Origin of the sequence: Lentzea sp., assembly GCF_035525475.1 — a bacterium.
GTDB lineage: Bacteria > Actinomycetota > Actinomycetes > Mycobacteriales > Pseudonocardiaceae > Lentzea.
In genome coordinates this window covers 1-11,381 of the sequence record NZ_DATLEC010000259.1, presented here as the reverse complement: position 1 = coordinate 11,381, position 11,381 = coordinate 1, and the positions used below count along the sequence as shown (strand labels likewise).

At 70.2% G+C, this 11,381-nt stretch carries 17 protein-coding genes; 2 read left to right on the top strand and 15 right to left on the bottom strand.

Annotation, left to right across the window (positions count from 1 at the left end; genetic code table 11):
- A partial coding sequence (gene lipA, locus VM306_RS39395) for a lipoyl synthase (RefSeq protein WP_325524330.1) occupies nucleotides 1–930 on the top strand: 930 nt, incomplete at its 5' end.
- Between the two features lie 51 nt (nucleotides 931–981).
- On the opposite strand, the gene VM306_RS39390 is transcribed toward lipA, so the two are convergent.
- From VM306_RS39390 to VM306_RS39350, 9 genes are read right to left on the bottom strand one after another with little or no spacing between them, the layout of a single operon-like run.
- The gene (locus VM306_RS39390; RefSeq protein ID WP_325524328.1) at nucleotides 982–1,515 is read right to left on the bottom strand and encodes an alkaline shock response membrane anchor protein AmaP; all 534 of its coding nucleotides are present in this window, start codon (nucleotides 1,513–1,515) and stop codon (nucleotides 982–984) included.
- The gene (locus VM306_RS39385) at nucleotides 1,512–2,030 is read right to left on the bottom strand and encodes a DUF6286 domain-containing protein (protein ID WP_325524325.1); all 519 of its coding nucleotides are present in this window, start codon (nucleotides 2,028–2,030) and stop codon (nucleotides 1,512–1,514) included. Before VM306_RS39385 ends, VM306_RS39390 begins: the two co-directional genes overlap by 4 nt.
- A complete protein-coding gene (locus VM306_RS39380) occupies nucleotides 2,027–2,347 on the bottom strand; it encodes an Asp23/Gls24 family envelope stress response protein (protein WP_325524322.1) in 321 nt (106 codons plus the stop codon). Before VM306_RS39380 ends, VM306_RS39385 begins: the two co-directional genes overlap by 4 nt.
- Nucleotides 2,348–2,349: 2 nt before the next feature.
- Nucleotides 2,350–2,526: a hypothetical protein gene (locus VM306_RS39375; RefSeq protein ID WP_325524319.1), complete on the bottom strand. Its 177-nt coding sequence runs from the start codon at nucleotides 2,524–2,526 to the stop codon at nucleotides 2,350–2,352.
- A 10-nt stretch (nucleotides 2,527–2,536) separates the two neighbouring features.
- Nucleotides 2,537–2,977 carry an Asp23/Gls24 family envelope stress response protein gene (locus tag VM306_RS39370; protein WP_325524315.1) on the bottom strand — a complete coding sequence of 147 codons (441 nt, stop codon included), beginning with the start codon at nucleotides 2,975–2,977 and terminating at the stop codon, nucleotides 2,537–2,539.
- 57 nt (nucleotides 2,978–3,034) lie between these two features.
- Nucleotides 3,035–3,328 (bottom strand): hypothetical protein, encoded by a 294-nt coding sequence (locus VM306_RS39365; protein ID WP_325524312.1) that lies wholly within the window; start codon nucleotides 3,326–3,328, stop codon nucleotides 3,035–3,037.
- Complete coding sequence (locus VM306_RS39360) at nucleotides 3,322–3,669, bottom strand: Asp23/Gls24 family envelope stress response protein (protein WP_325524310.1); 348 nt, start codon at nucleotides 3,667–3,669, stop codon at nucleotides 3,322–3,324. Before VM306_RS39360 ends, VM306_RS39365 begins: the two co-directional genes overlap by 7 nt.
- A gap of 4 nt (nucleotides 3,670–3,673) precedes the next feature.
- Entirely contained in the window at nucleotides 3,674–4,213 is a 540-nt protein-coding gene (locus tag VM306_RS39355) for an Asp23/Gls24 family envelope stress response protein (protein ID WP_325524308.1), read from the bottom strand.
- Nucleotides 4,204–4,761, bottom strand: coding sequence for a sigma-70 family RNA polymerase sigma factor (locus VM306_RS39350; RefSeq protein ID WP_325524305.1), 558 nt, complete (start codon nucleotides 4,759–4,761; stop codon nucleotides 4,204–4,206). The genes VM306_RS39355 and VM306_RS39350 overlap by 10 nt, the downstream gene beginning before the upstream one ends.
- Nucleotides 4,762–4,902: 141 nt before the next feature.
- Here VM306_RS39350 and VM306_RS39345 point away from each other — a divergent pair, with 141 nt between their 5' ends.
- Nucleotides 4,903–5,085 carry a hypothetical protein gene (locus VM306_RS39345; RefSeq protein ID WP_325524303.1) on the top strand — a complete coding sequence of 61 codons (183 nt, stop codon included), beginning with the start codon at nucleotides 4,903–4,905 and terminating at the stop codon, nucleotides 5,083–5,085.
- Here the strand turns inward: VM306_RS39345 and VM306_RS39340 are convergent, their stop codons facing one another.
- The 6 genes from VM306_RS39340 to VM306_RS39315 form a co-directional block, all read right to left on the bottom strand.
- Nucleotides 5,086–6,111 (bottom strand): saccharopine dehydrogenase family protein, encoded by a 1,026-nt coding sequence (locus VM306_RS39340; RefSeq protein ID WP_325524301.1) that lies wholly within the window; start codon nucleotides 6,109–6,111, stop codon nucleotides 5,086–5,088.
- A gap of 9 nt (nucleotides 6,112–6,120) precedes the next feature.
- Nucleotides 6,121–6,414, bottom strand: a complete 294-nt coding sequence (locus tag VM306_RS39335) for a hypothetical protein (protein ID WP_325524299.1) — start codon at nucleotides 6,412–6,414, stop codon at nucleotides 6,121–6,123.
- Between the two features lie 140 nt (nucleotides 6,415–6,554).
- The gene (locus tag VM306_RS39330; RefSeq protein ID WP_325524296.1) at nucleotides 6,555–7,628 is read right to left on the bottom strand and encodes a cytochrome P450; all 1,074 of its coding nucleotides are present in this window, start codon (nucleotides 7,626–7,628) and stop codon (nucleotides 6,555–6,557) included.
- Nucleotides 7,629–7,760: 132 nt separating this feature from the next.
- Complete coding sequence (locus VM306_RS39325) at nucleotides 7,761–8,132, bottom strand: hypothetical protein (protein WP_325524294.1); 372 nt, start codon at nucleotides 8,130–8,132, stop codon at nucleotides 7,761–7,763.
- A 72-nt stretch (nucleotides 8,133–8,204) separates the two neighbouring features.
- Nucleotides 8,205–9,902, bottom strand: a complete 1,698-nt coding sequence (locus VM306_RS39320) for a hypothetical protein (RefSeq protein WP_325524292.1) — start codon at nucleotides 9,900–9,902, stop codon at nucleotides 8,205–8,207.
- Nucleotides 9,903–9,912: 10 nt separating this feature from the next.
- Complete coding sequence (locus tag VM306_RS39315; RefSeq protein WP_325524290.1) at nucleotides 9,913–11,235, bottom strand: hypothetical protein; 1,323 nt, start codon at nucleotides 11,233–11,235, stop codon at nucleotides 9,913–9,915.
- Nucleotides 11,236–11,381 lie beyond the last annotated feature (146 nt).

The window sequence follows — 11,381 nt, the reverse complement described above, 5'->3', positions numbered from 1 at the left end:
AAGCCGCCGTGGATCAAGACGCGGGTGCGGATGGGCCCGGAGTTCACCGAACTCAAGGGTCTGGTTCGCCGCGAGGGTTTGCACACGGTGTGTGAAGAGGCGGGTTGTCCCAACATTTACGAGTGCTGGGAAGACCGGGAGGCCACGTTCCTGATCGGTGGGGATCAGTGCACCCGGCGTTGTGATTTCTGTCAGATCGACACGGGTAAGCCCGCCGCGCTGGACCGGACGGAGCCGCGGAAGGTGGCTGAGTCGGTGCAGGCGATGGGCCTGCGCTACTCGACCGTCACCGGTGTCGCCCGTGACGACCTGGCCGACGGCGGCGCGTGGCTGTACGCCGAGACCGTCCGCCAGATCCACGAGATGAACCCCGGCACGGGCGTCGAGCTGCTGATCCCGGACTTCAACGCGGTCCCCGAGCAGCTGGCCGAGGTCTTCGAGTCCCGTCCGGAGGTGCTCGCGCACAACCTGGAGACCGTCCCGCGGATCTTCAAGCGCATCCGCCCGGCGTTCCGCTACGAGCGGTCGCTGGAGGTCATCACGAAGGCGCGCGAGTTCGGCCTGGTCACCAAGTCGAACCTGATCCTCGGCATGGGCGAGACCCCCGAGGAGGTCACCGAGGCGCTCGCCGACCTCCACGACGCGGGCTGCGACATCATCACCATCACGCAGTACCTGCGCCCCTCGCCGCGCCACCACCCGGTGGAGCGCTGGGTGAAGCCCGAGGAGTTCGTGCAGCACAAGGAGACGGCCGAGGAGATCGGCTTCCTCGGTGTGATGGCGGGCCCGCTGGTCCGCTCCTCCTACCGCGCCGGCCGCCTCTACGCGCAGGCGAAGCAGGCACGCGGCGAGGACCTGCCGGAGAACCTCCAGCACCTGCTGACGGTGTCGGCGTCGCAGGAGATCACGAGTCTCCTGGCGCCCCGCTAGCCGTTGCTCCAACGAGGAAGCCCAGGTCAATCGACCTGGGCTTCCTCGTTTTCAGCGTGCGGCGGCTTTCGACGCGGCCATGCGGAACTCCACGGTGGCGCGCAGGTCCGGCGTCTCCAGCGCCTCCCGCAGACGTGGCAGGCCCTCGTCGTCGATGCGGCGGCGGATCCCCCGCAGATCGGCGTCGCCGTGGGCTCGGACGACGAGGGCCAGGTTCGGAGCGGTGCGCGGGCCGGTCAGCTCGGCCTCGACCTTGCGCACACCGGGGTAGGCGGCGACCTCCTCGGCGAACGGCGCCGCGGCCGTCGAGGAGCTGATGCGGGTGACACCGGCCTCGTCCGCCCAGCGCCAGCTCGCGACCTCGCGCCGCGGCACCTGGGCGATGAGCCAGCGCAGGCACAGCAACGCGATCACGACCGCCACGGCAGCGGTGACCACGAGCGCCCACGTCGGCGGCAACGCCGTGCCGGGCACCAGTGCGGCGTCACCGCCGATCCACGGCACGACACCGAGGTGCAGTGCGACCGCCGCGCCGCCCGCGATCAGCAGGACCAGGCCCAGCAGGCCGAGCAGGAAGCGGTTCACGGTGTGCTCCTCAGCTCCTTGACCCTCACCACGACCTGCGGCGGCCGGGCGAACGCGAACTCACCGACCCGGTTCTCGACCGCCGCGCGGACGGTGTCCCCGAGCCCGTCCGCGACAGAGCGGCGCGTGCGCACCACCGCCTTCACACGCCGACGGCTCGCCTTCACCGCGGCGGATTCGACTCCGTCGACATGAGCAGCGAGCCGCACGGCATTGCGCAGACCACGCAACGACACGGCCGTGTGCTGGTCGAGTGCGGCTGTCCTGGCGCGGCCGGGTACGACCGCGACCAGGAACAGCAGCACCCCGACGACCGCGACGACCCAGCCCGCCACGGCCACCTCCCGCGACGACCACGTCGTGTCGTGCAGCCTTCCCGCCACCGCCTCGTACGACAGCAGCGGCGTCTCGCCGAGGGCGAGCTGGACCGCGGACACCGCGACCACGACCGAGACGGCCAGCAGGGCGAGCGCCGTGAGGGTCGCGGGCAGGATCCGTCGTGAACGGCGAGTCACAGCACCCTCCCGGTCGAGGCCGTCTCCGCGCGCAGCACGCCGACCGCCACGTCCACGGTGGACACGCGCAGTCCCGTCAACTCCCCGACCCGGTCGACGAGATGGGCGCGCACCCGTGCGGCCGTCGACGCGACCGGTGCCGGGTACCGCAGGTCGAGCCGCGCGTCCAGCGCGGCCACTCCCCCGGTGACGCGGGCGGTGACCTCGGCGCCGAGCACGTCCGGCACCTCCAGCGCGGCACGTCCGGCGATGCGGCTCACCGCGCGGTCCGCGACGGTGGTCAGACCTGGTTGTGGGGCAACGAGCGATGCGGTCATCGTCAGTCCCGATCCCTGCCGAGCAGCTGCACCAGGTCGAGCTTGCCCTCGGCGACGCGGCCCGCCACGAGGCCGATCGCGCCGAAGACGAGCACGAGCAGGAACGCGCTGAAGCCCCCGAACGCCGCGGCCAGGCCGAGCGCGAGCCCGGTCAGCAGGCCCAGTGCGGTGGTGCTCATGGCGTCCCCCTCACTGCACGCGTGCGGTTCCGGGCTCTTCGCCCTCGGAGTCGCTCGGGATGTGCACGTCGTTGACGTTGATGTTGACCTCGACGACCTCGAGTCCGGTGATCTGCTCGATCGCGGTGATCACGTTGCCGCGCACCGACTTCGCGAGCTCGGCGATCGGCACGCCGTACTCGACGACGAGCTCCAGGTCGACCGCGGCCTGCTTCTCGCCGACCTCGACGGAGACGCCCTGGCCCGCGCTCGCGGTGGCGCCGGGGATCCGGTCGCGCAACGCGCTCAGCGCACGGGTCGCGCCGCCGCCCAGCGCGTGCACGCCGCGGATCTCCCGCGCGGCGAGACCGGCGACCTTCTGCACCACGACGTCCGCGATGGTCGTCGACCCCTTGTCGGTCACCAGCGTCCCGCCGGCGACACCGTTCTTCTCCGCGGTCTGCGCGCTCATCGCTACCCCTTCCCTCGAAGTGTCCACATCAGAAAGACACGGCTCGCGACGGGTTCGTCACGCCCCGTTCAGGTGATCGAGCGCACGTTTGTCCACATCGGTCACAACGATGCGCAACGCCGCTTTTTCCCATTGCGTGCCAACGAGAACAGCGCGCAGCACCTCGCCCGCCCCGGCGAGCGGCAACGGCAGCCGGGTGGCGACGACGCGCACGCACACCAGGTCGTCCCCGACGTCCACGGCCACGGCGTCGACGTCCCACGGGCTCCACGAGCGGACGGGTTCCGGCGCCGACGGCCGCAGCCCCTCCACCTTTCCCAGCGCCTTCAGCAACTCCGCCACGATCAGCATGCGACGTCCACCACGGTGACGAGGACCGACTCGACCTCGACGCCGGTCAGTTCGGGCACGACCGCGCGCACCGACCGCTGCACGGCGCGGGCCACGGCCGCCGCCTGGTCCAGGCCCGGGATCACGACGTCCACCTCCAGCACCACGACCGCTCCCGACCACCGCACCCGCACGCCCTCGACGGGCGCGGGCTGCAAGCCCTTGACGTGCTGCCGGGCCGTGCGCACCACCGAGCTCACCAAGCCCGCCACACCGGGCTGCACGCGCACACCGGCGACCCGTTCGGCCGCGTGCACCGCGACCGCCGCCACAGCCGGCGTGGACACGACTGCCTCGATCACTCGCTCACCCCTCGAGAACGTCGGACACGACGAGGTCCAGGCGGGCGAGCCGCACTCCGATCCGCGCGGAGCCCGCGGCCAGCACCCGCCGCCGCACCTCCTCGTACGCCTCGGCCGTGACCCCCGCGGTGATCGCGATGCCGAGCTCGACCTCGATCACCGGGTCCGCCGCGGTCGACTCCGGGGCCTCGGTGACCCGGCAGCCCCGCGCCCGCACCCCGTCCACGCCGTCCGCCGCGTACCGCAGCACCGCCGCGACCGCCCGCGTGCTGATCCGGGCCAGGCCGTCACCGGGCAACGGCACGACGTCCGACCGCCGCACATCGGCGCGCACGGCGGACATGACGCGGCTGACCAGGTCGGACGGCGGCTCGACCTCCTCGCGGACCATCTCCTCGGTCGACGCGCGCAGCACCAGGAGGCTTTCCCGCACCGCGGCGCAGTGCGGGCACGAGCGGGTGTGGGAGTCGGAGAGGTCGACCACCTCCCAGACCTGTTCCACGTCCCGCCCGCACGGCAGGACGTAGTCGGACGTCACCTCCACGGCGCCATCACCTCCGCGAGTTGTGCCCGTGCCCGTGCGAGCCTGCCGCGCACCGCCTGCTGGGTCGTGCCGATCGCGTCGGCGATCTCGTCGTAGGACCGGCCGTGGACCTCGCGCAGCACCCAGCACGCCCGCTGCTCCGGTGTGAGGCCGCGCAGTGCGGCATGCAGCGCGTCGAGCTGCGCACTCACCTCCACCGCGTGGTCGGGCCGGGTGCGCGGTGCCGCCGACTCGTGCTCGTCGAGCTCGGTGTCGGCGTGCGGCTTGCGCTTGCGCAGCACGTTCAGGCACTGGTTGGTGGTGGTGCGGTAGAGCCAGCCGAGAAACGCGCCGTCGTCGTGGAGCTGCCCGAGACGCCGCCACGCGGTCAGGAACACGTCCTGCACCGCGTCCTCGGCGTCACCGCTGCTGCCCACGATGCGCAGCGCCAGCCGGTACATGGGCCCCTGGTAACGGCGGACCAGCTGCTCGTAAGCACGCATGTCGCCGTCACGGGACCTAGCCACCAGCGTGGCATCGTCGAGTGCGACAGCCTCGGCCACGCTCATGCGCACACCCCCGCCCAGTTTTCATCGTCGACCGATGGACACGTTCGATCGCGGAACGTCATGCGATTCCACAATTTCCCGGTCGTGAGCGTCCTCACCCGGTTTTCACCCGTCGGTGGCGTGACGCCACCCTGGTCAGGCGTGCCGGACAGACGTCAACGAACTCGGCTCGAGGAGGACGCGATGCCGCTGTCGGACAAGATCGGCACCAAGGCGGAGGAGCTCGGCGGCAAGGCCAAGGCCGCGCTGAAGGACGGCGTGGAGAAGGTGAAGGACGCTGTCGGCGGAGTCGTCGGCAGCGTCGCCAAGCACCTCGAGAAGTGATCAGCTGAAGCGGACGTCTCCCGCGACGACGCCGTCGAGCTCGCGCACGAAACCGGCACCGAAGGCGCTGGACGGCGTGTGCGAGCCCGGCGCGACGTCGTCGATCCTGGCGATGGCCTTCAGCACGGCGTCCGCGGTGAGGCTGTAGGCGTTCGGCGTGGTGATCGCGCACTCGACCTTGGTCTTCGCGTCCCACGCCTCGCCGAACACCTCGGCACGCGTGTTCGCGCGCTTGCGCTCGTCGGGACCCTTCACCTTGCCGGCGACGACCTTGGCGGCGTTCTGCACGAGCGAGGCCCGCAGCACGGGCGAGAAGAACCGCTGCACCTGCCCGAGCAGACCGGGCACGGCCGTGAACGTCGTGATGTTCGGGATGCCGGTCGACCGGTAGGCGGTGCTCACGTCACCCCACGGGATGCTGCCGACCTCGCGCGGCCCCGACCGGAAGTGCGCGGTGCGCCTGCGGTGCCCGATGCGCACGCTCCTCAGGTCGCCGTTCACCCGGATCCGCCCGCCGACGGCGGCGCCCTCGACGGCCGTCTTGGTCGTGCCCGCGCTCGCTCCTCCCCCGACGACGAACGCGAGGTCGAGGTGCGTGGCGCTCGGCAGGGCCTCCTTCAGCATCGCGGCGACGCAGTCCGTGGGGACGACGTCGAACCCGGCGCCGGGCAACAGCACGATGCCGGCCTTGCGCGCGTCGATGTGCCTCAGGCTCAGGGACTCGAAGACGTCGATCTCGCCCGTGATGTCGAGGTAGTGCGTGCGGCTCTTCAGACAGGCGTCGACCATCGGGCCGGACGTGTGCGCGAACGGACCCGCGCAGTGCACGACGACGTCGATGTCCTCCAGGTTCGTCCGCGCCTCGTCCAGGCCGAACGCGCGGTGCTCCAGTCCCAGCCTGGTGGCGATCGGCTCGACCTTCTCGCGCGAACGGCCGGCGAGCACGGGCCGTTCCCCGCGCTCGACAGCGAGCTCGGCGATCAGACGTCCGGTGAAGCCGTTGGCGCCGTAGACCATCCACGTCATACCGCGACCTTACCGGTGAGTAGTGTTCCGGGACCCGATCAACGACCCGATCAGCAGCAGCACGCCCACCCCGATCACGGGAAGCCCCCAGAGCAGCCGGCGGTGCCGCAGGTCGGCGCAGATGTCCACGTAGGCGGGACTCACCGCGGAGGCGGCGGGCTCGTCGAACCCGAGGCCCAGGCTGTTGCCGCAGGAGATCAACGCCCCGCTCGGCGCCTCGACGGCCAGCATCACGAAGAGGATCGCACCTCCGCCCAGGAGGAACGCGAGACCGACCACGACCGCGAACGCGCGCACCGACATGAACAAAAGTTACGTCTCATGTGGACTTTGTGATAGCCCTGCTCAGACGCATTGGGGCTGATCCCCTAATCCCCCCGCTGAACGGTCTGGTTCCCCCTGTCTCCCACTGTTCGGGCGCGCTGCTCCACACGGCCGGTATGTCAGCGCCTGAGCACGACGGGAAGCGATTTCAGGCTCGCCATGATGTCGTTGCGCGTCACCGGCGGCGGCTCGTCGTTCGCGCGGGTGGTGTGCGGGAACCGGGTGAGCAGTTGCCGCAGCACGGTCTCCGTCTCCAGCCGGGCGAGCGCCGACCCGAGGCAGAAGTGCGGGCCGTACCCGAACGTCGCATGCCCGGTCGTCTCCCGGTCGATCCGGTACTCCGCCGCGTCCTCGTGCGCCAGCGGGCACCGTCCCGCGGAGCCGAGGTTGATCAGAACGATGGTGTTCTCCGGCACCAGGACGCCGTCGATCTCGACGGCTTCGGTGGTGATGCGGTGCGTGGCGTGGCGGACGGGCGGGTTGTGCCGCAGCGTCTCCTCGACGAGCGCCGGCACCAGGCCCGGGTCCGAGGCGGCCTTCCGCCACAGGCCGTTGTCCAACGCGTCGTGCACGACGTTCGCGATGAGGCCCGCCGTCGTCTCGTGACCCGCGACGACGAGAAGGAACGCCATCGCGATCAGTTCGTCGTGCGTCAGGCGGTCACCGTCGTCATCGGCGGCCACGAGCGCGCCGAACAGCGAGCTCCCGTCGAGCGCGTTGCTCGTGAGCAGGGTGTGGAAGTAGCCGCCCAACGCGTCGCTCGCCGGCTGCGACTGCTCCGGGTTCATCGACATCATCGTCTCGATCAGCGTGCGGAGGAGCGCGCGGTCTTCTCCGGGAACGCCCAGCACCTCGCCGATGACGTGCAACGGCATCGGCACGGCCAGTGCGCCGACGAGATCGACCTCTTCGTTCTCCGGTAGCCGCTCGACCAGTTCCGCGGTGATCTGGTCGACGCGCGGCGCCAACCGCTGCACCGCCTGGTTGGTGAACGCCTTGACCGCGAGCGCGCGCAATCGGGCATGCCGCGGGTTGTCGCTGTTGAGCATGCTCGGCCCGAACAGCCCGGCAAGATCCCCCGGCTCGGTCAGCTGACGTTTCATCTCGCGCCGCAAGGCGTCGCTGTCCTTGGAGAGCCTCTTGTCCGCGAGCAACTTGCGGGTGAGCTCGAGCCCCACCGTGACAACCAGCAACTCGACACCATCGGGCCTTCTCGCCCCGTGCACAGGCCCGGCGCGCCGCGCGTCGTCCTCGAGCCGATGGTGGTCACGCGCGCGCAAATCGTCGCCAGTCAGCAAGGTGGACGCATCGGCCATGCCCTGAGGTTAGGGGAACGAGTCGAGGACCTTGATCGTCTCGACCGAAGGCAACCTGGGTGGCGCAGCGGCGATGGCGTTGCGGCCCAGCACCCACTCCGGCAGGTGGTGCTGCAACGCCGCCCGCCCGCGCGGCGTGATGTCGACGGGCGCCGCCATCCCGTGCTCCGCGGCCCGCTCCGGCTTCTCCCACGTGATCCAGTGGCGCTGGTGCAACGCCTCCAGCCCTTCGGCGTCCCACTGCTTGGCCGGCCGGTGCTCCAGGTACCAGCGGGTGGCCCCGCGGTGCACGCCACCCTGCTCGACGAGCGCGAGCAGCTTGATCTGCTCCACGGTGACGGCGGTGCTGACGGGCTTCACGGCCTTGGCCTTGCGTCTCACGAGTGGTCGTCCTTCGGCGGTGGCTCCCGGCGAACGCGTACAAGCTACGTCACCGGTGCGGGCGGTGGCACGTCAACAGGCTTCCTTCGTGCCTTCGAGCTGCGTCAGGCCGGCCACCTCGACGGCCTTGCCCACCACCCGGATCTGAGCGCTCCAGGTCTTCATGCACGAACCGGCGCCCTCGTAGGACTTCCACCGGACCCGCAGGCCCCCTCCGTCCGCCTCCAGCCGCTCGACCGTGGCCTGCAACGACGACGACACGGCCCCGAGGTCGACCTTGCCCAGGACAGCAGTCCCGTCGTCGTAGACCACGACGTTCTCCGGCCACCCGATACCGCCCTGCGAACACCGGAACACCGCGGCCGTCTCGGCCTTCCCGTCACCGGTCACATCGGCGGACGCGAGGAGGTCCGCCGCCTGTTTCTCGTCGAACGCGGCCGCCAGCCGCACGAACCCGCGGTTCTCCGGAATGCCGGGCAGCTCGCCGTTCCGCAGCGTTCCCCCGTCGTGCCCGCACAATCCCGGCACTGCGGCGGACTTCAAGCCCTCGACCTTCGGCGGCTGGGCAGGCTTCGGCAACGGTTCGCCGCTCGTCGCCGGTGGCGCGTAGAGCCCCAGCACACCCGTGGCCACGTCAGTACGCTGCCCGTCCCGCGCCACCTGCAACCTGCCCAGGTTGCAATAGGTCTGGGGATCAGCGACCTCGCCGAAGCAGTCCGGGATCGTGAGCACCGCACGGCCGTTGCCGCTGAGCGGACGCACGACCGTCGCCGGGCTGTCGTCCTCCAGGACCCACTTGCGCCCGTCGAGCTTCCACAGCTTGGAACCCGAGTGCAGCACCTTCTTGCGGTAGTGGTCCTGTTTGGTGTCGTCGCACGTCCAGGAAACGATCGTGGCGTGCAGCGTGCGGGCGTCGTCCCACCAGAGGTCGTGCACCTCGATGCCCTGCGCCTCGTTGGGGACGAACCCCGGCGGCGCGGCGTCACCCCACTCCGTGTCGGCGATCTTCCCGTCGCCGTCGACGATCCGGACCGGGAAGTCCGACTGGCACAGGCCGGGGTTGTTCCGCACCGCGACGGCGAACAGCGTGTCGGCGGCCGTCGGTCCCGAGATCCCCGCGGCAGGGATGTAGGCGTTGGAGTCGAAGGTGCCGACCTCGAAGCGAGGCTTCCCCTCCGGTGACAGCAGCTCCAGCTTCTCCCCGGTGGTCCTGCCCATGGCCACCTGCCCGGCGGTCAGCGCCAGGTGCCGGGTGCCGGCGAGGAAGATGCGGACGTAGTCGGTGCCCTCGGGCTGATCGATTTCCGTCCCGTCCACGCGGCCGGGGTCGCTCAACGTGAACTTCCGGAACTTCGACCCGGTCCCTGCGAGGACCTCGTCACCACCGACCGCGGCGATCCAGCCGCAGTCGGGACAACGGAACTCGTGCTTGTCACCGGTCTGGACGTCGATGGCGACGAGCTTCTCCCCGGCCGTGTCCTCCCCGAGCAGCCGCACCCCGGCGAGGTGGGCGACGTAGCGCCCGTCGTTCGACCAGACCACCTGGTTGTTGTGCGGGTCCGACTTGTCGAACGGCCGGCTCACCTTGGTGAGCACCTGGTCGCCACGCATCACCACGAGTTCGGTGAGCGTCGTGTACGCATAGGCAGGCGCCGCCAGGTCGACCACGGGCCGATCCGCACTCTCACCGAACTTCAGGACCCCGAACGTCACGAGCGCACCGACCAGGCACGCGGCGATCGTGAGGTACACCAGTCTCCTGAGCGGCATCGGATCAGCCCTATTTCCTCGGCGGTGACTTCGGGTCGATGCTGTTCCAGGACAGCGTGTCGTCCTGCCGGTACACCTTCTGATATCCGGAGTACGGCTTCTCCGCGCTTTCCGCCGTCGCCATCGCGGTCACCGCGAAACGCTTGCCCGGCGCGTCGATCTCCTGCAGCACGGTCCCGTTCGCCGTGGCGACGACGAGTTGCAGCTTGAACGTGCAGTGCCCTTTCTTCGTGCGCACGCCGATGGTCAGCACCTCGGTCTCGCCGGGATCGAGCTCGACGGTCCGGGCCGCGAAGTAGTTGAACCCCGTTCCCTGCAGGTTGTTGTCCAGCACGGTCATCTGCTCGGGGAAGGGGTTCGGGGCTTCCAGGTTGAACCCGATCTTGATGGTGTCCTGGTCGCCACCCTGCGTGTAGCCCTCGAGGAACGCCCCGGTGAGCGGTCCGATGCAGTTGGCCTGGATCTTCATGTCCGTGATGCGCACGGACGTGCTGTCGTTGCCCTGCACCGTGATGTTGGTGAACCCCGACTCCAGCGCCGTGCCGCCGTGGGCCGAGTACCACGAGTCGAAGCTCTCACCGGCCGCTTCCTCGTTGTCGGCGATGCCCTTGGGCGGCGGCTCGGACACGGCCTGGGAGAGCACGTAGCGCATGTCCTGCCTGCTGCTGCGGAACGTGGTGACGTCCTGGATCTTCACCGGTTGCGACGACGGGGAAGCGGTCTTCAGATCACCGTCCGAGCCCCGGTCCCTCCCGGCCAGCTTGACCACCGCGATCGTGGCACCGACCGTCAGGGCCACCGCGGCGACGAGAGCGGTGACGGCGGTGGCGGGCTTGAGCGTCCGCCCCCGCGCGGCGGGCCGGACCGCCTTGTCGCCGTCCAGCGTCGCCAGCACCGACGCGATGTTGTCGCGTGACTCCACCTTGATGCGCAACGCGGGCACCTGCCCGGCCAGCACCTCTGCCAGAGCCCGCACGAGCTCTCTTGTCGCGGCTTCCCCGGTAATCCCGGACTTTCTCGCCAACCGCTCGGCAACGCTTTGGTAGTCCGCGTCAGGGTTCGCCCGGTCGTCGAGGTTGAACAGGACCAGGGCGGCTTCGCTCCGGCTCAGCGTCCCGAACGAACCGTCGAGAGCCTCGGTGCCGCGACGGAGAACACGGTCCAGAGCGGCCACGTTCCACGCACCGGGAAAGATCCGATCGGCTGCCTTCCGCAACTCCGGCAGCGCGAGCGGCGGTTCACCGTCGTGGTTCGGGAAGACTCGGGGAAGACCACGGCGCGCCACCCGATGGAGCTCTTCCGCGACGCCGTCGACCAGGTCCCCGCTCACCACCGGGCGAGTATGCACGGCGGGGCCGGACCCGCAGGGGAGGACGAAGATCGCTTCATCCGATCGTACTATTCGACACGGATGCGACCCGGCGCCGGTGCTGCTGGTGGGCGCGACAGGGATCGAACCTGCGACCGCTCGGGTGTAAA

Excerpts from the sequence above, each read along its gene's own strand:
- VM306_RS39340 (WP_325524301.1), bottom strand. The coding sequence starts at position 6,111 with ATGACGTGGATGGTCTACGGCGCCAACGGCTTCACCGGACGTCTGATC.
- VM306_RS39350 (WP_325524305.1), bottom strand. The coding sequence starts at position 4,761 with ATGAGCGTGGCCGAGGCTGTCGCACTCGACGATGCCACGCTGGTGGCT.
- VM306_RS39365 (WP_325524312.1), bottom strand. The coding sequence starts at position 3,328 with ATGCTGATCGTGGCGGAGTTGCTGAAGGCGCTGGGAAAGGTGGAGGGG.
- VM306_RS39380 (WP_325524322.1), bottom strand. The coding sequence starts at position 2,347 with ATGACCGCATCGCTCGTTGCCCCACAACCAGGTCTGACCACCGTCGCG.
- VM306_RS39335 (WP_325524299.1), bottom strand. The coding sequence starts at position 6,414 with ATGTCGGTGCGCGCGTTCGCGGTCGTGGTCGGTCTCGCGTTCCTCCTG.
- VM306_RS39375 (WP_325524319.1), bottom strand. The coding sequence starts at position 2,526 with ATGAGCACCACCGCACTGGGCCTGCTGACCGGGCTCGCGCTCGGCCTG.
- VM306_RS39370 (WP_325524315.1), bottom strand. The coding sequence starts at position 2,977 with ATGAGCGCGCAGACCGCGGAGAAGAACGGTGTCGCCGGCGGGACGCTG.
- VM306_RS39320 (WP_325524292.1), bottom strand. The coding sequence starts at position 9,902 with ATGCCGCTCAGGAGACTGGTGTACCTCACGATCGCCGCGTGCCTGGTC.